Here is a 24,514-nt window from a genome sequence, read left to right as displayed (position 1 = left end):
GACGTGGAGACACAACCGAAGTTTGTGCTGATCACCGGTGCCTCGACGGGAATCGGGGCGGCTTGTGCTTGGCATCTGGATCGTCTGGGGTTTGTCGTGTTTGCCGGTGTGCGACGCACGGAGGATGGTGTGCGCCTGAGAGCGCAGGCGTCACCCCGGCTGCAGCCGATCGTGCTGGATGTGACGGATGCCGGCATGATCGAGCAGGCACGCCGCCTGGTTGCCGAACGGGTGGGCGAGGCGGGGTTGGCCGGTTTGGTGAACAATGCGGGAATCGCTGTCGCGGGCCCGCTTGAAGCGGTGCCGATCCCGGATCTTCGACGGCAGTTCGAGGTGAATGTCATCGGCCAGGTCGCGGTGACTCAGGCCTTTCTTCCCTCGTTACGGAAGGGGCGCGGCCGCATCGTGAATATGGGGTCGATTGCCGGGCGTGCGGCTATGCCGCTAATGGGGCCTTATTCCGCGTCGAAGTTTGCCCTGGAGGCGCTGACGGATGCGCTACGGCTTGAAGTGCAACAGTGGGGGATTCAGGTGTCGATCGTCGAGCCTGGGGCTATCGCCACGCCGATCTGGGAGAAGTCCGGAGCGAAGGCCGATGAGCTGGAAGCCACGGTGTCAGGTGAGTTGAAGCAGCTGTATGCGGCGGCGGCGGCAGGGGTGAAAGCCTGTGTGGCAGAAGCGGCCGCGCGGGCGATTCCGGCGGAGGCTGTGGCTCGGGTGGTGGAGCATGCCCTGACCGCCGCGCATCCCAAGACCCGGTATCTGGTCGGACGCGATGCGAAGCTGCGCGCGCTCATGGTCAAACTGCTTCCCGATCGGCTCTCGGATCGGCTGATGACCAAAATCTTGCACTTGCCTCAGTGAGCGGACGAGAGGCCTGGTGCTCCCCCCATTCCCAAATCTTGCTTTGAGACGTCGAAGGAGAAGCGGAGCTGGACGGCCAAGTATTTCTGGACCAGGCCGGCTTTGTCCAACGGCTGATCCTGTTCTCGATAGAAGGCCAGCTCCATATCCTTCCAGCGGACGGCCAGCCCGACGATCCAATCCAGCTCAGACGGCTTCATCTGATTGCCGGCCTCACGGTCCGTGAACATATTCGCGTCGCCGTAGAGCACGACTTTATTTTTGTAGAGATCAAGATCGGCATGCGCGACATAGCGGAAGAGGGCGCGGCCGGTGTTGTCCGGCCTGGCGAAATATTGGCTGTTGTGAAAGAGCCAGCCAGCCCCGCCGTACATGGTCAGGCTTTGGTTCGGAAGGAGTTGCCGCCACCAGGCCATGTCTTGCGCTGATTGCAGTTTGGCGGTGAGCAGGCCGTCGGCATAGGCCTGTTTGATTCCGCGGCGGTCGATCGGTGCATCCCGTTCATATTGCAGCCGCCAGCCAAAATGATCGACGACTCCAGTGAAGGCGTAGGTGCCGTCCCATTCGCTGAGTCTGATCCAGCCATTCGTCCGATCAGAAAAGAAGTTCTGGTCAGTGTAAAAGGTCAGGTATTGTTTGTAGAGATCGGTTTCAAGATGCAGCATGTGGCGCAGGCCGACCAGTCCGCTGTTATCCGGTCTGGCGGCAAAGGTGGGATTTTTTACGAATGCGCCGGTGAGCAGGTAGCCGCCGAACAAGGTTTCCTCGGCCTCATGGCCGTTTTCGTCCGTGTCCTCCATCGAGGGCAGAGGGCGGCCGTATTTCTCCAGCGCCTGCGTATCGAAGGGCCAGACGAACAGGAGTATGAAGACGAATCCCTGCGCGATCCTATAGAGGGGGCTACGCCGTGCCATAGGGGCTAGGAGTACCACGATTTGCATCGATCGGCTAGGCTGAAAACGTAACTGGCCGGCCTGGGTGGCGCGCTATTGCTGGCAGGACTCGAAGATGGCTTCGCAGTCGTTCGACGCGTCGAAGGAGGGCGGGGCGAACCGGTAGCGCACTTCTGTCACGCGGTCGTCGGCGATGATCACGGTCGCCCAGCAGCCATGATGCACGGTGGGAAAGCTGCCTTTCCCGACCGGCGACGATTCTTCAAGCATCGGGGCTTCACGATAATATTGCAGGAGGGTGACGCCGTTTCTGGTTTGTTCCTTGACCGGTTTTCCGGCGCAAGCCAGCACCGCAGCTTTTGAGGCACCGACCATGCGCTGCTGATTCGGATACTCGCCGACTTGGGCGGGGGTGGCGCAGCCGGTCACCCAGGCAACGGCGAGGAGTCCGAGGCTCAGATTGAAGAAGTGCCTGATGTGCAGTGATTGGACGGGCGGCATGGGTCGGATTCTTATCCGACGAGATCGGGATTCAGCCGATTCATCGGTTTGACGGAGAGGGCTTTGATTTCATTATAGACGATGGTTCGGCCAGCCTGGCGTAACCGGCTGAACACGCCTTCGACGATCACGTGATCGCCCTCATGGACTTCCGCCTGGCCGAGGCTGACCACCTTCAACGTGCCGGCCTGGTCTTGCAGCAAAAATCCATAGGCCGGTTGTCCCTGCCGATTGGTGGCGAGCTGGACGTTGGTGACCTTGCCGCTCACGACCACATCTTGATGGTCATATTGCTCCGGGTGCGCGATCAATTCGGCGATCTCGAGCAAATTGGCGGCGGACGTACTGTAGGGAAATCCGAGGCCGACGAGCAGGCCGAAGAACAAGCCTGTCAGCATGGATCTGGAAGCGGCTGGCTGGTTGACGGATGGTCTCACCATAACGTGGTTCAATTATACCGCAACGGATGGTATTCGCAATGGATGCCGGAACCTACCATTTGTCCGATGCCCGGCCGCTGACATCTTCTCCGATAAAGTTGTGCAGGATTTGCTTCTGCAAGTCGGTAATTTCCGGTTTGGACTCGTCGCCAGGACCTCCGAGCGCGCCCACTTCGGCTTTGTGGCGAGGCGCGGTGCGTTTCATCAGTTCTTCGTCGAGGGCCTCCGGGCTGGTATCGGTGTCATGTTGGATGGAGACGAGCCGTTGCAGGCCGAACAGCGTGCGGGTGTTTTCTGTATGAACGGCGTTTGAGCTGGCGCCATAGACGAGCGAATTCCAGAATTTCACTTCCGTCTCTTCGGGCAGCGCGCCCACGACATAGAGGGACAACTTATCGATCAAGGCGGTTTCAGTCTTTTCCAGCCCATCGTACGTGGCGATGGATCGTTCGATGGGCGTGCGGGAGAGGACGGTCAGCGTCTCTTTCCAGAGGTCCAACGGCGGGGCGGTATTGGGTTGTACGGGGGCGCCGGTCAGCTTGGTTTGCAGAGCCATCAGGTATTGTGACAAAAACTTCACTTTTCTCGCGGCCAGCGTGCCGGCCGGAATCCCCCAGATGTGCCCGATCTCGTGGTCCTGGAGCGTGTTGTTGTCGGCCGTCTGTTGTTCCCGCTCAGCCAGGTCGAGGCGTTTTCGGAACCGTTCGGCCATGCGGAGCTGCAGCTGCAATTCCACCGCGAGCCGCTGCTTTTGGTACTCCTCGGCTGAAATTTCGTCGGTATCCCAGCGCTCTTCCAGCATCCGTAGAAGTGGCCGTGGCACGGCGACCCGGGCTTTGACTTGGAGGCCGGCGATCGTCTCGTCGGAAACACCATAGGTGGTGCGCAACAAGGCCGCGGCGCGTTCGGCCAAGGATTCGGAGGTTTTAGCGAGGGTACGCAGCGCGGTGCATTGGAGCCAGGTCCGTTCCCGCTTCAGGCGCGCCCGCTTGCGATACTCATCGCGACGGTTCAGCATCGCGGTGATGGCTTCTTGAGTCATGGTCGTAATGGGTTTGGTGCCGGAGACGCAACGGGGATCAGGCCGGTCCGACACCATAAAGAGAATTTCATCTTGCGTGACGTCGAAATGTTGGAGCAGGAGGAGGCGCAGCATGATCCGCCCCTGAATGGGCAGGCCGGCAATGACCTCTTGGATGAGTTCCGCTGTGAGGGGGGAGGACATGGTAGACGGCATGGTATTGGTGAATCCTGTCTGCCCCGATTAGGCGTTCCCGGTTTGCTGTTGATGGGTCTCCAGGTAGAGGGCGACGTATTCGCGGACTTCCTGGACGCTTCCGCTGATGAACATTTCGCGTGGGATCTCAATTCGCACCAGTTTCGACGGGTCTACGCCGCGTTCCTGGGCATAGTGCTCGTCAATATATAGACTCACGGATCCATCTGGGAACCGGAGGGCATACAGGGCAGTGGTATCAGCCATCGACATACCAGGTTGGTTAGTGAAAAGTGACGTAGTAGAGGTAACACATGCGCGATTTGGCTGTCAAAGCCGTCGGATGCCGTTGCGCAGGTTGTGCCAGGATTCGTAAAACGTAAGGCGTGAGAGGCGAAACGGGCGGCTGAATGGTGGTCTTGCTGAAGCCTGGAAAAACGACGGGCCTTCGATCGGATGATCGAAGGCCCGTTGACGGTTGCTCTGCGTGACGCTTAACCGCCGAGCGTATCGAGCGTTTCTTTCAGGCTCTGGCGAATGCAGGTGAAGATCGGCGTATCGCGCAAGGTGTAGCGCGAACCTTCGGTCTCACGCAGGGCCATGACCAAGTCGAGAAAATCTTCGGGCTTATCGCTTTCGAACGCCACGACCCATTCTTGATCGTCGAGGCCGAAGGAATAGGTCGTATTCAGCTTGACGGAGGGGAAGCGATGGCCGACTTCAATGTGTTCGTCCATCATGCCCTGCCGCGCGGCCTTGGTGAGCAGGAACCACTCGCGGGTTTTCAGGAACGGATACACGAAAATATACTTGCCCTTCCCCGGCACGACCGTGAGGCGCTTGCTCTCCTGTCCTTCGTGGGTGTGGTTGTCCACATAGATGGACCGCTTGGTCATGGAGAGATAGGAATAGGGCGTCGTGATGTATTTGCCCAGTCCCGATGCCAGGATCTTCGTGGTCATCTCCTGGAACAACTCCAATTCGTAGCTGATGCGCCAGAGCATGATGTCGCAATCGCCCCGGATGCCGACGGCCGAATAGGCGATGACCATGACTCGGCCGGCATAGTCTTCGACGGCGCGCAGGAATTCCTGCTTGCCCTTGGTGCGCTCCTCTTCCGGGAGGCGGCGCCAGGCCGGGTCGACTTTATAGAACACGAAATTGACGTACTGACGTTTGGGTGGTTGTGCTGCGGGTGTCTGTTCAGGGCTGGACATCGAAACTCCTCCGTGTAACTGCTTGAAAAGGCACGGTAAGTAAAGGCGTGATTCTTTAGCACTTCATCTTCGGTCTTGTCAACGGGCGAAAGCCCGCGCGCGCCTTCATTGACAGGCGAAAATCGATCTGGTACGGCTTCACGTCATGCCGATCCCGACTGGTCATTGGCTGGTCCGGTGCGTGGGCGCTGCGCTTCTGTTGAGCGCATCGCCTGTGTGTGCGATTGAGGTGCATCCAACCTCTGCGCAGATCCGCGCGTCGCTGGATGCAGGCCACGCGATGGCGCAACGTGGAGGGCCGCCAGACAGTTTCTACGCCCGCTTCGGAGCCGAGGATGAGGTGCATCCGAGCGGATTTCTGATTACGAAGCTGGGGGCCCTCTCGGTCATGGCCACGCACATGGCTCTGCGCGGATTGCAGCCCAGCGAGGCCGATATCGCGCAGGTACTTGACGCCAAGACGATGCTGATCAGCGCGGTCATCTTCGGGGATGCGCCGAATTTCGCCGTGGAGAGTTATCTGGTGCTCGATCAGCGAGGCCAGACCGTCAAGCCGGTGACTGTCCGCTTTGACGGGCAGGCCAGCCGCAGCGCGGCCTGGCCTGACAGCCCGCGCTTTAAGGCCAAAGTCGTCGCCTCGTTCGACTATGGCGACCTCGATCCCACGGCCACCACGACAATCACGGTCTTTCCGGCCGCCGGTGGAGCGGTCAATTTTCTTGTCGATTTTTCGGCAATCCCATAACGGAGCGTATGCCATCCATGAGTGCCTCACGGCCTGCCGATCGTCCGTTCCTCGCTGAAACCATTGCCATTGGGTCCGAGTTGCTCGTGGGCGGACGGACCGACAGCAATTCGCTCTTTCTCGCGGAGATGCTCGGCCAACTGGGCATCGAGGTGCGTTTCAAGACCGTGGTGGGGGATGACCAGGTGGATATCGTGCGGGTTCTCAAGGCGGCAGTCAGCCGCGCAGGCGTGGTCGTGATCACTGGCGGCCTGGGGCCGACCGTGGACGATTGCACAAGAGAAGCCATTGCCAAGGCGACGGGACGGCGGCTGGCGCGCCGCAAGGAGGCGTTTGACGGCATGACGGCGCGATTGGCCGAATGGGGGCGGACCCCCAATCCCGCGCAGATGCGGCAAGCGCTGATTCCGTCCGGCGCGACCGTGTTGGCCAATTCCGTCGGGTCTGCTCCGGGGTTTTGCCTGTCCTGGAAAAACGCTCTGCTGGTGTCCTTGCCTGGTGTGCCCAGGGAAATGGAAGCGATGGTCCTGCAGGAAGTGGTGCCCCTGCTCAAGGCCAGAATCGCCGCCTGCGCGCAATGCCCGAGTCCGATCGCCCGCCACGTATTTCACACCTGGGGATTGCCGGAGGCGGATGTGGATGCCAGGCTCAAGGGCGTGATTCCCAAGGGTGCGCCCATCGATCTGGGCTTGCTGGCCTCGCCCATGGGTGTGCTCGTCTCATTGACGACGAAGCCGAGTGGCAAGAAGAGGGGTACGTCCGATCTGTTGCCAGGGCTTGCCGAACAGGTCCGTTCCCGATTGAGCGAGTGGCTCTTTGCCGAGGGGCATGACACGATGGAAGCCGTGGTCGGGCGGCTCTTGGCGGAACGGAAGCTGACAGTCGCGACAGCGGAGTCCTGCACCGGGGGATTGATCGGCCATCGGCTGACTCAAGTGCCGGGATCCTCGGCGTATGTCGATCGCGGCGCGATCTGCTACAGCAATCAATCAAAGATCGATATGTTGGGCGTGCCAGCGGACCTGATTGCGAAACAGGGCGCGGTCAGTCAGGCCGTCGCGGCGGCCATGGCGAAGGGGATTCGCGAACGTGCCGGTGTCTCGGTGGGGCTGAGTGTGACCGGTATTGCCGGACCGGGTGGCGCGACGGAGACGAAACCAGTGGGCCTGGTCTATATCGGACTCGATGGCGGGCCTGGTGAGGCGATTACGAAAGAGTATCGCTTTCACGGCGACCGTCAGGTCATCAAACAGCGGTCCTCGCAGGCCGCGCTCGATCTTCTTCGCCGCTGGGCTCTGAACAGGAGCGGCGCATGATCAGGGTCTTTCTCGCCGTTGAGCTCAGTGACGGCCTCAGGACGCAACTCGCGCAAGTACAGCAGGATCTCAAACAGCGGCTCGGCCGTGATTTTCCCAAAGACGTTCGCCTTTCCTGGGTGCAGCCTGCCTTGATCCATCTCACCGTCAAATTCCTCGGTGATATCGAGGAATCGCTCGTTGAACCGATGCGCCAGGCCATCGAACAGGTGGTGAAGGCCCATCGAATCATTCATATTCCAATCGAGCGACTCGGGGCCTTCCCTCATCCGCAGCAGCCACGAGTCGTATGGGCAGGCGCGTCAGCACAGTGGGAGAAGGGGGAAGAAGCGGCACGGCTGTCCGCGCTGCATCAATCGCTCGAAGACTGTTGCGAATTATTGGGGTTTGCGCGGGAAGGCCGACCCTTGAGCCCGCATCTCACCCTGGCGCGGATCAAAGCGGGGGAACGCCATGTGGGACAGGCCATGGCTAAGAGCGGCGCGATGGATCGGCCATGGTCTTTGGGAGCGCTGGCAGTGGACTCGATGGTTCTGATGAAGAGCGAGCTGAAACCATCCGGGCCTATCTATACGAAGCTGTGGGACGCACGGATCGGATCGTAAGAGCCGTGCATCCCACGTAAGCGGTTACTGCAAAGAGTCCGGCGGTGTCTTGAGGAATTTCGCAAACCGGCTTTTGTCGATCGCCTTCTCGTAGGCTTCTTCCGGCGCAATCCATTTTTTGGTCAGGAGATCTTGGATCGCATCATCCAGTGTTTGCATGCCGGCGGCTTTGCCTGTCTGCATGATTGAGGCAATCTGGAAGGTTTTTGCGTCGCGCACGAGATTGGCGACGGCCGGGGTGCAGACCAGAATTTCCAGCGCGGCGCAGCGGCCTTTCTGATCGATGCGCTTAAACAGGTTTTGCGCGACGATGACCCGAAGGGCGGTGGAGAGCGTATTCCGAATCTGCGCCTGCTCCTGATGCGGGAACACTTCGATGATCCGGTCCACGGTCTTGGCGGCATTTTCCGTATGCAGTGTGCCGAAAACCAGGTGCCCGGTCGCGGCGGCTTCGACCGCCAGTCGAATCGTTTCGAGGTCGCGCATTTCTCCGACCAGGATAATGTCCGGATCCTCACGCATCGCGCCGCGCAGCGCCGCCCCGAAGGATTGTGTGTGGACGCCGACTTCCCGATGGTTGACGATGCAGCCCTGGCTTTGGTGCACGAACTCGATCGGGTCTTCGACCGTCAGGATGTGGTCCTTCCGGTTTTTATTGGCGTAATCGATCATGGCCGCCAAGGTGGTGGATTTGCCGCTTCCCGTGGGGCCGGTCACCAGGACCAGCCCTTTTTTCAGCATGGCGGCTTTGGTCAAGATGGGGGGCAACCCCAAATCCTCCGCCGTCAGCACTTTGCTGGGAATTTTGCGGAACACGGCGCCGCAGCCGTATTTCTGATTGAAGAGGTTGGCACGGAACCGGGCCAGCCCCGGGATCTCGTAGCCGAAATCGACATCGCCGGTTAGCTCGAAATGATCCTTTTTGGCGGCGGGCGTGATTTCGTACAGGAGTTCTTTCAGCCCGTCCTGGGCCAGAATGCCCTGGCTGCTGATGCGCTCGAGCTCGCCGTTGATCCGCAGGGCCGGCGGCTGTCCGGCAATGAGGTGCAAGTCGGACGCGCCGTGCTCGGACATGAGTTTGAAGAGATCGTCTATCTTGGCCATCTCGATTCTCCCGGAAATCTGGTGTCGAAAGGGTTGTGCCAGGTTGATTATAGGGGAGAGTCTTGGCCTGGCAAGTAAAACGACGAACCAGGCAGGGCCGAATCAGCCCGGCCTTGCAGCGGAGTGATTTGACGCAAGGTCTGGACGTTGAACGTTGGTGCCGCCGGCCTTTCCTTGGATGGGGCCAGTTGACACGGTCAGGCTAGGTTTCCCCATTCTGCTTCGGTATAATCCCCCCTTCCGAATTCCTCTAATGTAGGAGATGCTCATGTCAGAGAAAGACGACAAGAAGCGCGCGTTGGATTTGGCCCTCTCCCAGATCGAAAAACAGTACGGGAAGGGCGCCATTATGAAGCTCGGATCCGAGGACCGGCCGGCCGATATCCCGGCGATTTCGACCGGGTCGCTCGGCTTGGATATTGCGCTCGGCGTGGGCGGGATTCCCCGCGGGCGGGTGATCGAGATTTTCGGCCCGGAAGCCTCGGGCAAAACGACTATGACGCTCCATTGTATAGCCGAAGTGCAGAAGACGGGCGGAGTGGCGGCATTTATTGACGCGGAACATGCCTTGGACCTGACCTATGCAAAGAAGCTGGGTGTGCAGGCGGACGATCTGCTGGTGTCGCAACCGGATACCGGTGAACAGGCGCTGGAAATTGCCGAGACCTTGGTGCGCAGCGGGGCGATCGATCTGATCGTTGTGGACTCGGTGGCGGCGCTCACGCCGCGCGCCGAGATCGAAGGCGAGATGGGCGATTCGCACATGGGCCTTCAAGCCAGGCTGATGTCCCAGGCCTTGCGCAAACTCACGGCGGCGATCTCCAAGTCGCAGACGACGCTGATTTTTATCAACCAGATCCGCATGAAGATCGGCGTGATGTTCGGCAATCCGGAAACGACGACCGGCGGCAACGCGCTGAAGTTCTACTCATCGGTGCGGCTGGACATCCGGCGCATCGAGTCCATTAAAGAAGGCCAGGATGTGATGGGCAGCCGGGTCCGCGTGAAGGTGGTAAAGAACAAGATGGCGCCGCCGTTCCGGCAGGCGGAGTTCGACATCATGTTCGCGGAAGGCATTTCCAAAACGGGTGAGTTGGTTGATATCGGTGTGGAGAAGAAGGTGATCGACAAGTCCGGCGCCTGGTACTCCTACAAAGGGGAGCGGATCGGCCAGGGCCGCGAGGCGGCCTGCGCGTTTCTGAAGAATAATCCGGCGGCGGCGCTTGAGGTGGAAGCGAAGATCCGTGAGCTGGCCGGGGTGCCGGCGCGGAACGAAAAGAAGGCCGAGCCCAAGGACGAGAAAGAAAAACCGGCAGGCAAGGGTGACGAGAAGCGGGCTCACAAGTAGGTAGGCGAGCGTGGGTGCGCCCAGGCGAATCAGCCCATCCTCCCAAGAAGAGTGGATGCATCTGGCTGTCCGGTACCTGGCTCGCTGGGACCGGACGGTGGCTCAGGTCGAGCAGTATCTCGGGAGCAAAGGAGCCTCTCCCGCCCAGGTCACACAGGTCATTGGCCGCTTGTCCGACCTCCGTTATCTCAACGATCGCGCCTATGCAGAGCGGTGGATCGAGAGCCGTTTGGCTCGCCGGCCCATGGGGCGTGAACGGTTGAAAGCGGAACTGCAGGCCAAAGGGATCGAAGAGGCGGTCGCAGACCAGGCGATTGGCGCCGCCATTCATGATGTTGACGAAGAGGCGCTGGCGCGGAGGGCGCTCAAGGCCAGGCAGCGCAAGGGGTGCCGCATGACGCCGGCGCAGGCGGTGCGCCTCCTACGTCAGTGGGGTTTCGAAGAAGACACGATTGACCGTATTATCGGGGCTCGTTCCGGACGTGAAGGATCTGATTGATGAAGAATAGCGCACACGAACTTCGGCAGGCGTTTATCCGGTACTTTGAACAGCAGGGGCACCAGGCGGTGCCAAGCTCGGCGTTGATTCCCCAGGCCGATCCGACCCTGCTGTTTACCAATGCCGGGATGAATCAATTCAAACGGGTCTTTCTCGGCGAGGAAACGCGGGCCTACACGCGCGCCGTGACGGTGCAGAAGTGCCTGCGCGCCGGGGGGAAGCACAACGATCTCGAAAACGTCGGCTACACGAGACGGCACCACACCTTCTTCGAGATGCTCGGGAACTTCTCGTTCGGTGACTATTTCAAGGAAGATGCGATCAAGTTCGGCTGGGAATTTCTGACGCAGACGGTCGGGCTGGATAAGAGCCGGATGTGGGTGACGGTGTTCCGTGAGGATGACGAGGCCGAGCAGCTCTGGCGAAAAATCGGCGTATCGCCGTCGCGCCTTGTGCGTTGTGGCGAGAAGGATAACTTTTGGCAGATGGCCGATACCGGTCCCTGCGGCCCCTGCTCGGAAATCCATTTCGACCAGGGCCCGACCGTTCCCGGCGATGATACGCCGAACGGCGAGGGCGATCGCGTCATTGAGATTTGGAATCTCGTGTTCATGCAGTACAACCGGGATGCCTCCGGGACCTTGAATCCCTTGCCAAAGCCCAGCATCGATACCGGCATGGGGCTGGAGCGGCTGACGGCGGTGGCTCAGGGGGTCTACAGCAATTACGACAGCGATCTCTTTACGCCGCTGCTCACGGCGATCGCGAAACGGGCTGGGATGCAGTACGGCCAGAAAGATACGGCCGACCGTTCAATGCGTGTCGTGGCCGATCACTTGCGTGCGATCAGCTTTTTGATGACCGACGGCGTGTTGCCCTCCAATGAAGGGCGGGGCTATGTTCTGCGCCGCATTCTCCGGCGCGCGGCGCGCCATGGCCGGCTGCTGGGCATTGTCGAACCGTTCCTGCATGAGCTGAGTACGGTCGTGGTAGAGCAGATGGGCGGCGTGTATTCGGAAGTGAAGGCGGCTGCGGGAACCATCGCCGAAGCCACGCGCGGGGAAGAGGAACGCTTCATCGCCACGCTCGATCAGGGGTTGCCGATTCTCAACGACATGATTGCCAAGACACGGTCGGCCGGGCAGACGGTCTTGTCCGGTGCTGACGTGTTCAAGCTCTACGACACGTACGGATTTCCGATGGACCTCATCGGCGAGTCCTGCCGCGAGCAGGGGATGACGGTTGATGAGAAGGGCTTCGATCAGGCGATCGAGGAACAACGCACGCGCGCGCGCAAGACCGGCGGCTTTGAGCAGGAGACCGCCAGGCCGGTTGTGTCGGAACTGGCCGGACGATTGGGCACGACCAAGTTCGTGGGCTATGACCGGCTGGAAACCGACGCGGTGCTGCAGGCCATTCTCAAGGGCGAGCGGATGGTGAAGGAAGCGGCCGAGGGCGATGAAGTGGAAGTCGCGCTCGATGTGACGCCGTTCTATGCTGAAGGCGGCGGCCAGGTCGGTGATCAGGGGGTGCTCGTCGGACCGGAAGGGCGGCTCGATATCAAGGAAACGACCAGACCCGTGCCGACCTTGATTCTGCATAAGGGCCGGGTGAGCAAGGGGCGCATCAGGGAAGGCGAACAGCTTCGCCTGTCCGTCAATGCCACGATCCGGCAGGATGCGGCGCGCAACCATACCGCGACACATCTGGTGCATGCGGCCTTGCGCGACATGCTGGGTCCTCATGTGAAGCAGTACGGATCGTTGGTCGGTCCGAACCGGCTGCGGTTTGACTTTGCCCATTTCCGCCCGCTTTCGACACGCGATATCGACGAAATCGAGACAGTGGTGAACAACGAGATCCGCAAGAACGAAACGGTGTCCACCGAAGTGATGAGCATTCAGGATGCGGTGGCAAAGGGCGCTCTGGCGTTCTTCGGTGATAAATATGGCGAGCAGGTGCGGGTGGTCTCGGTCGAATCGTTCAGCAAGGAACTCTGCGGCGGGACCCACTGCCGGCATACGGGGGAGATCGGCCTCTTCCGGATCGTGTCGGAAACGGGCGTGGCGGCCGGCGTGCGCCGGATCGAAGCGCAGACCGGGAGCGGGGCCTTTGCGCTGGTCAAGAAGCTGGAAGCCGAAATCCGCGAGATGTCGGAGCTGTTGAAGGTCGGGCAGGCGGAGTTGGTGTCCAAGACCCGCAAGGTGCTCGCGCAGCTCAAGGATAAAGAGCGGGAACTGGAAGAACTCAAGCTCAAGATGGCGAGCGGATCCGCCGTCGCGTCGACGGCCAAAACGGTTGCCGGTGTGCCGGTGCATGTGCAGCGGACCGACGGGCTGGATGTGAATGGCATGCGGGCGCTGGCCGATCAATTGCGCGATAAGCTGAAGAGCGGCGTGGTCGCGCTTGGCGCGGCGACGGAGGACGGCAAGGTGGTATTGCTGGTTGTCGTCACGAAGGATCTCATCGGCAAGCTCAAGGCCGGGGATTTGATCAAGGTCATGGCCACCGAGGTCGGCGGCACCGGCGGCGGCCGCCCCGAGATGGCGCAAGCCGGCGGCAAGGATCCGTCCCGTTTGGATGCCGCGCTCGAAAAAGTCTTTGCTCTGGTCGAATCCTCCCTCCAGCGGTAAACTGATGCCACGCCGCATTCTGGCACTGGATTACGGCACGAAACGGATCGGCGTGGCGTTGAGCGATGAAATGGGCTGGACCGCGCAGCCGCTGGAAACCTACGAGCGGCGCACGCTGGATCAGGACATTGCCCACATTCAGGATCTTGTGCGGACGCATGACGCAGAGCGGGTGGTGCTCGGGCTCCCGCTGCGGTTGGGCGGTGAAGAAGGGCCGGCGGTGCAGGCGGTCCATCAGTTTCTGGTGCCTTTGGCCGAGGCGCTCCCGGTTCCGGTAGTGACCTGGGACGAACGGCTGACGACGTCGGAGGCGCAAGAGCTGCTGATCGCCGCCGATGTCAGCCGCAAGGACCGGAAAGGCATCGTCGATCGGATTGCCGCCGCGTTCTTGTTGCAGAGTTACTTGGAGGCTCACGCGCCGCCGCCGCTTCAGAACAGGCCGGCCGATGCCGAAGAAGGCAGTGAGCCAGGTGATCCCCATCACGAACTAGTCGATCGCTCCTATGACCTTTCGCATGACCCTGAGCGTGCTCGTCCTCGCCGCCGTGCTCGCCGGTCTGGCCGGGTATCGGATGATGATGAAATGGGCTGAAGCCCCGGTCGTACCAGAATCCGAGCATCCTCCCTCAACCCTCGTCGTGATCCCTGAAGGCGCGACCTTTCAAAAGGTGGCGAGCGCGTTGGAACGGGAGCGTCTGATTAAGAGCCGCTCGGCGTTCGTGCTGCTCGGCAAGGCCCAGGAGGCGGAGCGCAAGATCCATCCGGGAGAATATGAGTTGAATCCGGCGATGGCGCCGGCGGATATTCTGGCCAAGCTCATCGCCGGCCGTGTGGTGCTCCATTCGGTAACGATTCCCGAGGGCTACACGATGGCGCAGATCGCCGATGTGCTGGCCCAGCAGCAGATTACGGATCGCTCCGAGTTTCTCCGGCTGGTCAAAGAGAAGGCGTTCATCAAGAGTTTGGGCATTTCAGCTGAAACGCTGGAAGGGTATCTCTACCCGGACACCTACCGGTTTCCCAGACCGATGGCTGCCAAGGATGTGATTCGGACGATGGTCGAGCAGCTCAACCAGGTCTTCAACACCGAATGGCAGGCCCGGGCGAACGATATTCATCTGACGAAACACGAAGTGCTCACGCTCGCTTCGGTGATCGAGAAGGAGACGGGCGCAGGCGACGAACGGCCGCAGATTGCCGCGGTCTTTCACAACCGCTTGAAGAAACGGATTCCCTTGCAGAGCGATCCGACGGTCATCTATGGGCTGCCGAATTTCGACGGGAATCTCCACAAGAAGGACCTGTCGAATCCCAGCCCGTATAACACCTATCGGTGGGGCGGGCTTCCACCCGGTCCGATCGCCAGTCCCGGCGCACAGTCGATCAGGGCGGCACTCTATCCTGCCGCCTCACCGTATCTGTATTTTGTGTCAAAGAATGACGGGACCCATCAGTTCTCCGCGACGCTGGTTGAACATAACAAAGCGGTCGAGAAATACCAGAAGCAGTTTTTCTCGCATCAGCATCGAACCCGAACGTAAGAGGAGTGTGTCATCTCATGGCTGATTGGAATGTGCCTGCTCTGCTAGATCACACGGTGTTGCGGCCGGAGGCGACGAAAGCCGATGTGCTGCGCTTGTGCCAGGATGCAAAAGATCATGGTTTTGTGGTGATTTTCGTGCCGCCATGTTATGTCGATGAAGCAGTGGCCGCCGTGGCCGGCACGTCAATCCGCGTCGGCATTCCGATCGGATTCCCGCTCGGAGGCCATACGACGAAGGCGAAGGTGGCGGAGGCGGTCGAGGCGGTGGTACGGGGCGCCCAGGTGTTGGACATGGTCATCAATGTCAGCCGCTTGAAGTCGGGCGATCAGGCCTATGTCCGCCAGGACATTGTGGAAGTGGTGCAGGCGACGCCGAAGGTTGAGCACAAGGTCATTCTTGAAACCTGCTATCTCACGCAAGAGGAAAAGATCGCCGCCTGCCATCTCGTCGTCGAAGCGGGGGCGGATTATGTGAAGACCTCGACCGGATTCGGCGCGGCGGGCGCCACGGTTGAGGATGTGCGGCTGATGAAGCAGGCCGTCGCCGGCAGGGCGAAGGTGAAGGCGTCGGGGGGCATCCGGGATTGGAAGACCACGCTGGCGATGCTCGAAGCCGGAGCGGATCGCATCGGTACCAGCGCGAGCCTCAAGATCATCGGTGAGTGGAAGGACCAGAGACCGAACTAGGAGTGGATGTATGCAAGACGCACGGCGGGCTCCACGGGTGTCGGTGAATTGTCCGGTGTCCTTTGTCATTGAGAATGTGACGGGAACCGGAACGATCTACAATCTGTCCGAGTGGGGGTGTGCGATTGAAAGCGCTGTGCCGGTTCCGCAGGACGGGTATGCGTCGCTCTCCATCACGATTCCCGGGATGACGGATCCGCTGCAGGTGGAGCTGGCCCGTGTGTGCTGGATGACCAGGCGTGAGTTTGGCCTCGAGTTCCGCGTCATCGCACGATCGGCACGGAAGAGCATCGAGCGGTATCTGTTTCGTTCCCAGGCTGCGTAGCAGGCCCCTGCCTCAAGTATCTTCATGCCCATACGTGGAATGATCTTTGTCCTCCCAGGCCTTTTTGCTATAGTGCGCGCATGATTAATCGAGTTGTGTTGCTCGTCATCGATGGGTTCGGCATCGGCGCATTGCCCGATGCGTCCGACTATGGCGATGCCGATGCCAATACGCTGGGGCATTTGGCTGAAACGGTCGGCGGCCTGAGCCTGCCGAATCTGGAAACCTTGGGCCTCGGGCATCTCGCGCAGGTGGCTGGGGTGCGCGCGATGACTCAGATGAACGGCTGTTTCGGGCGCATGGGATTCGCCTCGCAGGGCATCGATTCCGTCACCGGCTATTGGGAAACGTGCGGCGTCATCCAGTCGCGCGCGGCTTCCCCATTTCGATCCCAATTTCCCCTCGCGGTCATCCAGCAGCTTGAACAGGTATTGGGGCGCAAGGTGATCGGCAACCGGGTGGGATCTCTCAAGGGGCTGGTCGAGGAACACGGCGCCGAGCATCTGTCGAATGGCGCGCCCATTGTCTGGACCGATGGCGGCTGGACCTGTCACGTGGCGGCGCACCCAACTATGTTGCCGGTCGTCGAGCTGGAACAACGCTGCCGTGAACTGCGCAAGCTGTTCACCAGCTCGGCGGGACCGCAGCGGATTGTCGCGCATTCGTTCACCGGCGAAGCCGGATCGTTCCAGTTCCACGCCAGCCGGAAGGATTTTATTGCCGAGCCGCCGGCGGTGACGATGCTCGATGTGTTGAATCGATCCGGGCAGATTGTGATGGGTGTCGGGAAAGCGCCTGATTTATTCGCGGGACGCGGATTTACCAGAGCGTTTCCCGCGCTCACGGTAACGGCGGCGTTTGAGGAAACCGTCAAGATGCTTCGGAAAATGCCGCGCGGCCTGTTGTATGTGAGCCTGGACCTGTTTCCGGATGAGCCGGCTGCGGCGGCGAGCGCATTGGAGGCGTTCGACCGGCGACTCCCCGAGTTATGTGAACATCTGCGAGTCGGGGATTTGCTCGTGCTGACGGGCGATCATGGACGGGATGTGACCCGTGGCGCCAGGACGCCGACTCGTGAATACGTGCCGATCTTGACTACCGGTCCCAAGCTGGCTCAAGGCGTGAATCTTGGCGCCAGGCCCTCTGCCGCAGATTTGGGCCAGACGATCGTCGAAGCCTTGCGCGCGGAGCGCATGCCGGTCGGGGAGAGTTTTTTCGACGCCCTCCGTGTGGGATAAGGAGTGCAGGATGTCGATTGATGCCAAGTTGAAAGCGCTGAATCTCGAATTGCCGTCGGCACCGAAGCCGGTGGCGAATTATGTGCCGGTGGTGCGGGCGGGGGATCTCTTATTCTTGTCAGGGGTGCTGCCATCGAGGGACGGGCAGCTCATCATGACCGGCAAGCTGGGACAGGGGTTGTCGATCGAGCAGGGGATGGAAGCGTCGAAAGTAGCCGCGCTCAACGCACTGGCGATCATTCAGGGTGAAGTCGGGTCGCTGGATAAAGTGAAGCGAATCGTAAAGATGGTCGGCCACATTGCCTCGGCGCCTGGCTTTACAGACCAGCCTCAAGTCCTCAACGGTGCCTCAGACCTCCTCGTGGCGGTGTTCGGCGAAGCAGGCAAACACGCCCGCGTGGCTGTCGGCGCCGCGGAGCTTCCTCGGCAGGCGCCAGTCGAAATCGAATTGATTGTGCAAGTAATGCCGTAGTCATTGCTCGCCTTGACACTCGAAAAATCTGCTTGTTATAGTCCGACCGTCCCTCGCTTCACGTTGTACCCCGGTGGCTCCTTCCTAATCCGGTGCGTGGGGTTCTCGTGCCACGTGCAGGGAAGTGTCTTTCGATCATTCTGAGCGGACTCTGAACCTGATCGCGTGATGTATCACGCAGACATAGAGGAGAGGTGTCATGACGCTTCTACGAGTCATCATCGCAGTGGCGGCTCTCGGAGCCCTGCTTTCTCATCTATCCTATGCGGGCCAGCCGGCCATTGAGGTCACGCCTACAACGGCGACGCCCGGCTCGACCGTGGTGTTGAGCGGCAAGGGGCTCGGCAGCTTCAAGTCCGTCCAATTTAATAAGGTGACGTTTGCGGGCTTGCCCGCGCTGATTCAGCGCTGGGAGTCCGATCTGGTCGAGGTCAAGGTGCCGGTGAAAGCCACGACCGGGCTGGTCGAGGTGTTTGTCGGCAAGAAGAAGTTGGCGGCCGGGACGTTCACGGTGGTGGGGCCGCAGATCAAGGCGATCACGCCGACCGAGGCAGAGCGCGGGACCGTGCTCACGATTACCGGCCAGCATTTCGGCGCCACGGCGGGCGCACGGGATCCGAACACCATGTTCGGGGTGAATGATGTGGTGATCGGCGGGGTTGTCGTGCGCCCCCGGCGGTGGAAAGACGACACGATCGAAGTCGAGATTCCGACGAACGCCGCCTCCGGCGACGTGGTGGTGCGGCTGGCGTCTTCCGATCCCTTGCCGGATGGATCCTGCTGCGCGCCGGTGGAATATGTGACGAGCAATGCCGTCTCGCTGTCCTTGATCCCCAGCGTGCGGGTCGATCCGATGAGCGGTCCGGCCGGGACAAAGGTTGTCTTGTTTGGCCAGGGCTTTGGGGCTGCGAAGGGCGCGGACGATGCCGTGTTGATTGGCGGCAGTCTGGCCACCGTGGCGCAATGGAAAGACGATGTGATCGTGGTCCACGTGCCGCTCGGGGCGGAGACAGGGCCGCTGGTCCTTAAGAATCAGGGCCGGCAGCGCACGCTTGGCACCTTTACCGTCCATGTGCCGAAAGCCGCGTCGATCACGCCGGCCAGCGCCCCGATCGGGACCTTGCTGAAGATTCATGGGGAGCATTTCGGGTTCTACTCCGAAAGCGGCGCGACCCCCTACAGCTTTATGGATTTCAACAAGGGCGACAATCGCGTCGAAATCGGCGGGGTGCCGGCCGTGATCTACCGCTGGCACGATGACCGGATCGATGTGTGGGTGCCGTTCAGTGCGAAGAGCGGCCCGGTGCGGATTTATCGGAGCGCCTCAAAACCCAAGGCGGACGGGTCGTGCTGCCAGGAGCGCGGTGAAGTGATGACCGAGGCGGGGGAGTTCACGCTGGTGACGCCGGTGATTGAGTCCTACGATCCGAAGTCGGCGGGGCTGGATGCGCTCGTGACGATCAAGGGCAAAGGGTTTGGGACGTTTCTCAAGACCGCGGAACATACGGAGCTGGGGTTGAGCCAGAAGGCGTACAAGCGGCGGCTGGATGTCGAGATCAACGAACCGGATTCCGGCAGCACGGTCATCTCCAACGTGTCGCGCACGGAAGTCTTGTTCAACGGCGCGGCGGCGATGGTGCAATCGTGGACCGATACTGAGATTGTCGTGAAAGTGCCCCATCGCAACCTCTACGGCATCGGCAAGCGCGGGGCGTTTTTCGACGACCTGGCGACCGGCCCGCTGGTGGTGCGGCGAGGTTCGTGGGATGTGCTGCCCGATGGCACCTGCTGCTCGCCCAAGCAATGGCTGACGCTGGAAGCGGGATCGTTCACCATCGAGGCCAAGGGGCTGCCCGATGACAGCTATTGGAAGAATAACCGGCCTGACGCCAGCACGAGCCAATAAAGGAACGCATGACACGGTCTTCCCATTCCATTCAGTCCGCTCTTCGGGTAGTTCTCGCTCTGTCAGTGCTGGCGACCCCTCTGTTCGCGCAGGCCGCCGATCAGACGCTGGTGACGACTCTGCAGAAAGCCAATACCGCGATGACGCTCATGGCGGTCCAGTTTAAGGATGCCAAGACGGGGTGGGCGGTGGGGTCAGGCGGAGCGCTGTTCAGCACGGCCGATGGCGGGAAGAAGTGGAAGAAGCAGGTGAGCGGGACCACGGCGTTGCTGACGGGAGTCTTTTTCATCGATCAAAAAACGGGATGGGTAACAGGAGCCGGAGGCACGCTTCGCCGCTCAACGAACGGCGGGGAAAGCTGGACGGGCCATCCGCTGGAGACGCAGCAGCCGCTCTATGGACTCTACTTCGCTTCCCCGACGGCCGGATGGGCGGTCGGAGGAGGGGGGACCATTCTGCACACCAGCGACGGCGGGGTGCATTGGGTGGAGCAGACCAGTGGAACGAGCGCCGCTCTCTATGCCGTCCATTTTCTCGATGAGCGTCGCGGCACGGTCGTCGGCGCATTAGGGACGGTGTTATCGACTCAGGATGGGGGGGATACCTGGATTCCGCAGGCGACGCAAGGAGCCGTGACCTTCTTCGACGTCTATTTTACCGACGCCTCGACGGGATGGGCGGTGGGCAATGCCGGCGCGCTGTTTCAGACGAACGATGGCGGCACCAAGTGGATCGATCGGACGTTGCCCTGTGGCAAGACTTGCACAAAAGTCATCGATCTCTTGAAGGTTCGCTTCACAACTGCGCAAGAAGGCTGGATTGTTGGCGAGCGCGGGATGCTGTATCGGACCACCGATGCCGGCTTTTCGTGGAGTGAAGGAAAACCGGTTTCGGCTTCTTCCTTATTTGGCCTCTCGTTCGCTGATGCCAGCCATGGTTGGGCGAGCGGCGAGGGCGGAACGATTGTGCAGTTGGAAACTCACCGTTAGAGAAAACGTTAGCCCAGTTCTCCGAGCCGGTGCTGGAGGATTCCTACGGTCGTGATGGCCGCTGTTTCGGCTCTGAGAATGTGCTGACCGAGAGTAATCGGCAGATACCCTGACTGTTCCGCCTGGTTCATTTCCTCTTCCGTCCATCCCCCTTCAGGTCCTATCAGTGCCAAGATCGATGCCGTGGCTGTCGTCGGTAGTGACAGGGTCCGTAAACTCTCCCCGTCACGCCGCTCGGCCAGCAGGAGGCGGACTGATTCGCCTGATGGGCTCGCGCAGACATCTCTCATCGATTTCGGTTGTGCGATCGTCGGTATGCGCCATTGTTCCGATTGCTGGGCGGCTTCGAGGGCAATACGCTGCCAGCGGGCCAGTTGGGATTCGACGCGTTCCGGCCTGAGCTGCACGATCGTATGGCGGCTTTGGATTGGGACGATTTGGCTCACGCCTAACTCCGTCGCTTTCTGAATCACCCAATCCATTTTCTCGCCCTTGAGGAGGGCTTGCCCAAGCATGACGGCAGGGGCCTGCCTGGGCGGTTCCTGCAATGTCTCGATAATCCGTCCGCTAAGACCCTGTTTGGAGCTGTGCGTAATCTCCGTTCGATAGCGAGCGCCCTGGCCATCGGCAAAGATAACTTCTTCCCCAACTTCGACGCGGAGGCTGTCGCGCAGATGGGCCAGCAATTCAGCAGGCACGGTGATGGAGGGAGGGGTGACGGCGTGAGCGGGGAGAAAGAAGATCGGCATAGGCACTCAGTCTGGCGAAGACACACTGTGCGCGGGACGTTACTCGAAGAACGTCTTCATCTTGTCGAAGAACCCATCCCCATCGGCTTCCATGACCATGCCGCTCTCCTTGGCGAATTCGGTCAGGAGTTCTTTCTGGCGGGCCGTGAGTTTGGTCGGGATTTGCACCTTGATGATGTAGAGCTGATCGCCGGTCTGGTTGCCTTTGAGGCTTGGCACCCCCAGTCCCTTCAGGCGCATGATCTTATCGTGCTGCGTGCCAGCTGGAATTTTGATGACGGTGTCGCCTTTGAGGGTCGGCACTTCGATTTTGCCGCCCAGCGTGGCGGTAATGAAGTTCACCGGAACATCGCAGAGAATATCCATGCCTTTGCGCTGGAAGACGGGATGGGGCTTGACGGAGATGGCGACGTAGAGATCCCCCGGAGGGCCGGCGTTGGCGCCATGTTCGCCTTCATTGGACAGGCGGAGGCGCATACCGGACTCGATGCCGGCCGGAATATGCACGGCGATGGTACGCTCGCGATAGACCCGTTGGCGGCCTTGGCAGGCGGGGCAGGGCTCCGTCACGATCTGGCCGGCGCCGTCGCACTGGCCGCAGGGGCGGCTGACACTGAAAAATCCTTGTTGGAACCGGAGCTGGCCGGCGCCTTTGCAGCTGGGACAGGTCTTGATCGATGCGGCTGATTTGGCGCCCGTGCCGTTGCAGTCGCCGCAGGTCTCCCAGCGGGGAATCTTCAGCTTGGCGTCTTTCCCGTAGACCGCTTCTTCGAAGCTCAACTCGAGATTGTATTGCAGATCGTTCCCGCGCTCGACGCGGCTGCCGCCACGCTGGCCGCCGAAGAAGTCTTCGAAGATATCGTTGAAGACATCGCCGAACCCGCCGGCTTGGCCGCCGAACCCTTCGAATCCGCTGCCTTGTTGAGCCCCGGCGTGCCCGAACATGTCATAGCGTTTCCGCTTTTCCTGATCGCTCAGCGTTTCGTAGGCTTCATTGATCTCTTTGAACTTTTCTTCGGCTGCTTTTTTCTGATCGTCGCCGGTGTGCAGGTCAGGATGGTGCTGGCGGGCCATTTTCCGATAGGCTTTTTTCAGCTCCTCATCGGAGACGTTTTTCTCAACGCCGAGAATCTCGTAATAGTCTCGTTTAGCCACGGCTGGTTGTGCTCGTATGAAAGGACAGGTGAACGTACAGAAAGACCGAGTTCCCCGTTTTCGGGAAACTCGGTCTGACCGATGGACATTCTACACTACTTCTTGTCTTTATCGACTTCTTCGAACTCGGCATCCACGACTTTTTCGTCCGTCTTCTGCTCGCCGCCTGCAGAGCCCGCTGACGCATCAGCTCCGGACCCTGGCGCCGCGCTGGCCGCCGCTTTCTTGTACATCTCTTCGGCGAGCTTGTGCGAGGCGGTCATCAGGGTTTGCGTCGCCGATTCGATGGCATCGGCATCAGTGCCCTCAAGGGCCTTCTTCACGGCCGCGATGGCGTCCTGAATCTTGGTCTTCTCATCCGGATCGACCTTGTCGCCGTATTCCGTGAGATTCTTTTCGGTCTGGTAGACCAGGTTATCCGCCTGGTTCTTGGCTTCGGCCAGCTTCCGGCGCTTCTTGTCTTCCTCGGTATGGGAGGCGGCGTCGCGAACCAGCTTCTCGACTTCTTCCTTGCTGAGCCCGCTGGAGGCCGTGATCTTGATCGACTGCTCTTTTTGCGTCGCCAGATCCTTGGCGGAGACATGCACGATGCCGTTGGCATCGATGTCGAACGTGACTTCCACCTGCGGCATTCCGCGCGGGGCCGGGGGAATGCCGACGAGATCGAACTGGCCCAGGAGCTTATTGTCGTTGGCCATCTCGCGCTCGCCTTGGAAGACCCGGATCGTGACGGCGGTCTGATTATCGGCCGCGGTCGAGAATACCTGGCTCTTCTTGGTCGGGACGGTCGTATTGCGTTCGATCAGCTTCGTGAAGACACCGCCCAGGGTTTCGATGCCCAATGAGAGCGGAGTGACGTCGAGCAGGAGCACGTCTTTGACTTCGCCCTTGAGCACGCCGCCCTGGATGCCGGCGCCGATGGCGACGACTTCGTCCGGGTTCACGCCGCGATGCGGTTCCTTGCCGAAGAACTCTTTCACGATCTGGATGACCTTCGGCATACGGGTCATGCCGCCGACGAGCACGACTTCCTGAATGTCTTTGGCGGTGACGCCGGCATCGGCCAAGGCTTTCCGGCAGGGCTCGATGGTGCGTTGGATCAAGTCGTCCACCAATTGTTCCAGCTTCGCCCTGGTCAGCTTGGTGACCAGGTGCTTCGGACCGCTGGCATCGGCCGTGATGAACGGCAGATTGATTTCGGTCTCCGCGGAGGATGACAACTCGATCTTGGCGCGTTCCGCCGCTTCCTTCAGCCGCTGCAAGGCCATCCGGTCTTTCTTGAGATCGATGCCCTGGTCTTTCTTGAATTCATCCACGAGCCAGTCCATCACGCGGAGATCGAAGTCGTCGCCGCCGAGATAGGTGTCGCCGTTGGTGGATTTCACTTCGAAGACGCCTTCGCCTATTTCGAGGATGGAGACATCGAAGGTGCCGCCGCCGAGGTCATAGACGACGATCCGCTCGTCTTTTTTCTTGTCGAGGCCGTAGGCGAGCGAGGCGGCCGTGGGCTCGTTGATGATGCGCAGGACGTTCAGCCCGGCAATCTGGCCCGCGTCTTTCGTCGCTTGGCGCTGGCTGTCGTCGAAATAGGCCGGGACGGTAATGACCGCTTCCGTGACCTTTTCTCCGAGATAGTCTTCCGCCGTCTGCCGCATCTTCTGCAAGATCATGGCGGACACTTCCGGCGGGCTGTAGCTCTTCCCGCGAATCTGGACATGGGCATCGCCGTTGTCGGCTTCGACGACTTTGTAGGGGAGGCGCTTCATGGCTTCTTGCACTTGCGGGCTCTTGAATTTGCGGCCCATGAGACGCTTGACGGAGAAAATCGTATTTTCCGGATTCGTGATGGCCTGACGTTTTGCGATCTGACCGACGAGACGTTCGCCCTTTTCCGTGATGCCGACGATGGACGGAGTGGTGCGGGCTCCTTCCGCGTTGGCGATGACGACCGGATCGCCGCCGCTCATAATGGCGACGCAAGAGTTGGTGGTCCCAAGATCGATGCCGATGACTTTGCCCATGAGGTGACTCCTTCCTTCCCGATATCTGCGACTGAGTGAGATTGCCGG

Annotated in this window: 25 protein-coding genes; 15 read left to right on the top strand and 10 right to left on the bottom strand. The window is 60.5% G+C overall.

Annotated features, from left to right (window positions below):
• The first annotated feature begins 3 nt into the window (after positions 1–3).
• Positions 4–864, top strand: coding sequence for an SDR family NAD(P)-dependent oxidoreductase (locus RI101_07460; GenBank protein MEC4889884.1), 861 nt, complete (start codon positions 4–6; stop codon positions 862–864).
• Here the strand turns inward: RI101_07460 and RI101_07455 are convergent.
• The 6 genes from RI101_07455 to RI101_07430 form a co-directional block, all read right to left on the bottom strand.
• Entirely contained in the window at positions 858–1,778 is a 921-nt protein-coding gene (locus RI101_07455) for a hypothetical protein (protein MEC4889883.1), read from the bottom strand. The genes RI101_07460 and RI101_07455 overlap by 7 nt on opposite strands.
• A 72-nt stretch (positions 1,779–1,850) precedes the next feature.
• On the bottom strand, positions 1,851–2,258 hold the full coding sequence (locus tag RI101_07450; GenBank protein MEC4889882.1) for a hypothetical protein: 408 nt from the start codon (positions 2,256–2,258) through the stop codon (positions 1,851–1,853).
• Between the two features lie 11 nt (positions 2,259–2,269).
• Positions 2,270–2,698: a hypothetical protein gene (locus RI101_07445; GenBank protein MEC4889881.1), complete on the bottom strand. Its 429-nt coding sequence runs from the start codon at positions 2,696–2,698 to the stop codon at positions 2,270–2,272.
• A 52-nt stretch (positions 2,699–2,750) separates the two neighbouring features.
• Complete coding sequence (locus tag RI101_07440) at positions 2,751–3,935, bottom strand: hypothetical protein (GenBank protein ID MEC4889880.1); 1,185 nt, start codon at positions 3,933–3,935, stop codon at positions 2,751–2,753.
• 27 nt (positions 3,936–3,962) lie between these two features.
• Positions 3,963–4,181: a hypothetical protein gene (locus RI101_07435; protein ID MEC4889879.1), complete on the bottom strand. Its 219-nt coding sequence runs from the start codon at positions 4,179–4,181 to the stop codon at positions 3,963–3,965.
• A 227-nt stretch (positions 4,182–4,408) separates the two neighbouring features.
• A complete protein-coding gene (locus tag RI101_07430; GenBank protein MEC4889878.1) occupies positions 4,409–5,131 on the bottom strand; it encodes a chlorite dismutase family protein in 723 nt (240 codons plus the stop codon).
• Positions 5,132–5,411: 280 nt separating this feature from the next.
• On the opposite strand from RI101_07430, the gene RI101_07425 reads away from it, so the two are divergent.
• The 3 genes from RI101_07425 to thpR are packed head-to-tail and all read left to right on the top strand — an operon-like array spanning position 5,412 to position 7,797.
• Positions 5,412–5,876 carry a hypothetical protein gene (locus tag RI101_07425; protein MEC4889877.1) on the top strand — a complete coding sequence of 155 codons (465 nt, stop codon included), beginning with the start codon at positions 5,412–5,414 and terminating at the stop codon, positions 5,874–5,876.
• Between the two features lie 17 nt (positions 5,877–5,893).
• Positions 5,894–7,192 (top strand): competence/damage-inducible protein A, encoded by a 1,299-nt coding sequence (locus RI101_07420; protein MEC4889876.1) that lies wholly within the window; start codon positions 5,894–5,896, stop codon positions 7,190–7,192.
• Positions 7,189–7,797: an RNA 2',3'-cyclic phosphodiesterase gene (thpR, locus tag RI101_07415; protein MEC4889875.1), complete on the top strand. Its 609-nt coding sequence runs from the start codon at positions 7,189–7,191 to the stop codon at positions 7,795–7,797. Before RI101_07420 ends, thpR begins: the two co-directional genes overlap by 4 nt.
• Positions 7,798–7,821: 24 nt before the next feature.
• Here thpR and RI101_07410 read toward each other — a convergent pair whose 3' ends face one another.
• The gene (locus tag RI101_07410) at positions 7,822–8,901 is read right to left on the bottom strand and encodes a type IV pilus twitching motility protein PilT (GenBank protein MEC4889874.1); all 1,080 of its coding nucleotides are present in this window, start codon (positions 8,899–8,901) and stop codon (positions 7,822–7,824) included.
• A 268-nt stretch (positions 8,902–9,169) separates the two neighbouring features.
• Between RI101_07410 and recA the strand changes: the two genes are divergently transcribed.
• The 11 genes from recA (at position 9,170) to RI101_07355 (ending at position 20,541) form a co-directional block, all read left to right on the top strand.
• Positions 9,170–10,249, top strand: a complete 1,080-nt coding sequence (recA, locus tag RI101_07405; protein MEC4889873.1) for a recombinase RecA — start codon at positions 9,170–9,172, stop codon at positions 10,247–10,249.
• A 55-nt stretch (positions 10,250–10,304) separates the two neighbouring features.
• On the top strand, positions 10,305–10,748 hold the full coding sequence (locus tag RI101_07400; protein MEC4889872.1) for a regulatory protein RecX: 444 nt from the start codon (positions 10,305–10,307) through the stop codon (positions 10,746–10,748).
• Entirely contained in the window at positions 10,748–13,381 is a 2,634-nt protein-coding gene (gene alaS / locus RI101_07395; GenBank protein MEC4889871.1) for an alanine--tRNA ligase, read from the top strand. Before RI101_07400 ends, alaS begins: the two co-directional genes overlap by 1 nt.
• A gap of 4 nt (positions 13,382–13,385) precedes the next feature.
• Positions 13,386–13,973, top strand: a complete 588-nt coding sequence (ruvX, locus tag RI101_07390; GenBank protein MEC4889870.1) for a Holliday junction resolvase RuvX — start codon at positions 13,386–13,388, stop codon at positions 13,971–13,973.
• On the top strand, positions 13,885–14,922 hold the full coding sequence (gene mltG, locus RI101_07385) for an endolytic transglycosylase MltG (protein MEC4889869.1): 1,038 nt from the start codon (positions 13,885–13,887) through the stop codon (positions 14,920–14,922). Before ruvX ends, mltG begins: the two co-directional genes overlap by 89 nt.
• A gap of 17 nt (positions 14,923–14,939) precedes the next feature.
• A complete protein-coding gene (gene deoC / locus RI101_07380) occupies positions 14,940–15,611 on the top strand; it encodes a deoxyribose-phosphate aldolase (protein ID MEC4889868.1) in 672 nt (223 codons plus the stop codon).
• 10 nt (positions 15,612–15,621) lie between these two features.
• Positions 15,622–15,936: a PilZ domain-containing protein gene (locus RI101_07375; GenBank protein ID MEC4889867.1), complete on the top strand. Its 315-nt coding sequence runs from the start codon at positions 15,622–15,624 to the stop codon at positions 15,934–15,936.
• An 80-nt stretch (positions 15,937–16,016) separates the two neighbouring features.
• A complete protein-coding gene (locus RI101_07370; protein MEC4889866.1) occupies positions 16,017–17,174 on the top strand; it encodes a phosphopentomutase in 1,158 nt (385 codons plus the stop codon).
• A 10-nt stretch (positions 17,175–17,184) separates the two neighbouring features.
• On the top strand, positions 17,185–17,646 hold the full coding sequence (locus RI101_07365; protein ID MEC4889865.1) for a RidA family protein: 462 nt from the start codon (positions 17,185–17,187) through the stop codon (positions 17,644–17,646).
• Positions 17,647–17,845: 199 nt separating this feature from the next.
• Positions 17,846–19,552 carry an IPT/TIG domain-containing protein gene (locus RI101_07360; GenBank protein MEC4889864.1) on the top strand — a complete coding sequence of 569 codons (1,707 nt, stop codon included), beginning with the start codon at positions 17,846–17,848 and terminating at the stop codon, positions 19,550–19,552.
• A gap of 8 nt (positions 19,553–19,560) precedes the next feature.
• A complete protein-coding gene (locus RI101_07355) occupies positions 19,561–20,541 on the top strand; it encodes a YCF48-related protein (GenBank protein ID MEC4889863.1) in 981 nt (326 codons plus the stop codon).
• A gap of 8 nt (positions 20,542–20,549) precedes the next feature.
• Here RI101_07355 and RI101_07350 read toward each other — a convergent pair whose 3' ends face one another.
• The 3 genes from RI101_07350 to dnaK all read right to left on the bottom strand — a co-directional run bounded on the left by RI101_07350 (position 20,550) and on the right by dnaK (position 24,466).
• On the bottom strand, positions 20,550–21,290 hold the full coding sequence (locus RI101_07350; protein MEC4889862.1) for a 16S rRNA (uracil(1498)-N(3))-methyltransferase: 741 nt from the start codon (positions 21,288–21,290) through the stop codon (positions 20,550–20,552).
• Positions 21,291–21,329: 39 nt separating this feature from the next.
• Entirely contained in the window at positions 21,330–22,445 is a 1,116-nt protein-coding gene (dnaJ, locus tag RI101_07345; protein MEC4889861.1) for a molecular chaperone DnaJ, read from the bottom strand.
• Between the two features lie 95 nt (positions 22,446–22,540).
• On the bottom strand, positions 22,541–24,466 hold the full coding sequence (gene dnaK, locus RI101_07340; protein MEC4889860.1) for a molecular chaperone DnaK: 1,926 nt from the start codon (positions 24,464–24,466) through the stop codon (positions 22,541–22,543).
• Positions 24,467–24,514: the final 48 nt, after the last annotated feature.

This window comes from Nitrospira sp. (assembly GCA_035968315.1).
In the GTDB taxonomy this organism is placed as follows: domain Bacteria; phylum Nitrospirota; class Nitrospiria; order Nitrospirales; family Nitrospiraceae; genus Nitrospira_D.
Note: the sequence above shows the minus strand (reverse complement) of the source record. Positions and strands in the feature narration are given on the sequence as shown.

Bases quoted from the DNA above. Each gene is read 5' to 3' on its own strand.
- mltG (MEC4889869.1), top strand. From the start codon at position 13,885: ATGACCTTTCGCATGACCCTGAGCGTGCTCGTCCTCGCCGCCGTGCTC.
- RI101_07450 (MEC4889882.1), bottom strand. From the start codon at position 2,258: ATGCCGCCCGTCCAATCACTGCACATCAGGCACTTCTTCAATCTGAGC.
- RI101_07365 (MEC4889865.1), top strand. From the start codon at position 17,185: ATGTCGATTGATGCCAAGTTGAAAGCGCTGAATCTCGAATTGCCGTCG.
- recA (MEC4889873.1), top strand. From the start codon at position 9,170: ATGTCAGAGAAAGACGACAAGAAGCGCGCGTTGGATTTGGCCCTCTCC.
- alaS (MEC4889871.1), top strand. From the start codon at position 10,748: ATGAAGAATAGCGCACACGAACTTCGGCAGGCGTTTATCCGGTACTTT.
- RI101_07425 (MEC4889877.1), top strand. From the start codon at position 5,412: ATGGCGCAACGTGGAGGGCCGCCAGACAGTTTCTACGCCCGCTTCGGA.
- ruvX (MEC4889870.1), top strand. From the start codon at position 13,386: ATGCCACGCCGCATTCTGGCACTGGATTACGGCACGAAACGGATCGGC.
- RI101_07440 (MEC4889880.1), bottom strand. From the start codon at position 3,935: ATGCCGTCTACCATGTCCTCCCCCCTCACAGCGGAACTCATCCAAGAG.
- RI101_07410 (MEC4889874.1), bottom strand. From the start codon at position 8,901: ATGGCCAAGATAGACGATCTCTTCAAACTCATGTCCGAGCACGGCGCG.
- RI101_07420 (MEC4889876.1), top strand. From the start codon at position 5,894: ATGAGTGCCTCACGGCCTGCCGATCGTCCGTTCCTCGCTGAAACCATT.
- RI101_07445 (MEC4889881.1), bottom strand. From the start codon at position 2,698: ATGGTGAGACCATCCGTCAACCAGCCAGCCGCTTCCAGATCCATGCTG.
- thpR (MEC4889875.1), top strand. From the start codon at position 7,189: ATGATCAGGGTCTTTCTCGCCGTTGAGCTCAGTGACGGCCTCAGGACG.
- RI101_07360 (MEC4889864.1), top strand. From the start codon at position 17,846: ATGACGCTTCTACGAGTCATCATCGCAGTGGCGGCTCTCGGAGCCCTG.
- RI101_07435 (MEC4889879.1), bottom strand. From the start codon at position 4,181: ATGGCTGATACCACTGCCCTGTATGCCCTCCGGTTCCCAGATGGATCC.
- deoC (MEC4889868.1), top strand. From the start codon at position 14,940: ATGGCTGATTGGAATGTGCCTGCTCTGCTAGATCACACGGTGTTGCGG.
- RI101_07350 (MEC4889862.1), bottom strand. From the start codon at position 21,290: ATGCCGATCTTCTTTCTCCCCGCTCACGCCGTCACCCCTCCCTCCATC.
- dnaK (MEC4889860.1), bottom strand. From the start codon at position 24,466: ATGGGCAAAGTCATCGGCATCGATCTTGGGACCACCAACTCTTGCGTC.
- RI101_07455 (MEC4889883.1), bottom strand. From the start codon at position 1,778: ATGGCACGGCGTAGCCCCCTCTATAGGATCGCGCAGGGATTCGTCTTC.
- RI101_07430 (MEC4889878.1), bottom strand. From the start codon at position 5,131: ATGTCCAGCCCTGAACAGACACCCGCAGCACAACCACCCAAACGTCAG.
- RI101_07400 (MEC4889872.1), top strand. From the start codon at position 10,305: ATGCATCTGGCTGTCCGGTACCTGGCTCGCTGGGACCGGACGGTGGCT.
- RI101_07355 (MEC4889863.1), top strand. From the start codon at position 19,561: ATGACACGGTCTTCCCATTCCATTCAGTCCGCTCTTCGGGTAGTTCTC.
- RI101_07375 (MEC4889867.1), top strand. From the start codon at position 15,622: ATGCAAGACGCACGGCGGGCTCCACGGGTGTCGGTGAATTGTCCGGTG.
- RI101_07370 (MEC4889866.1), top strand. From the start codon at position 16,017: ATGATTAATCGAGTTGTGTTGCTCGTCATCGATGGGTTCGGCATCGGC.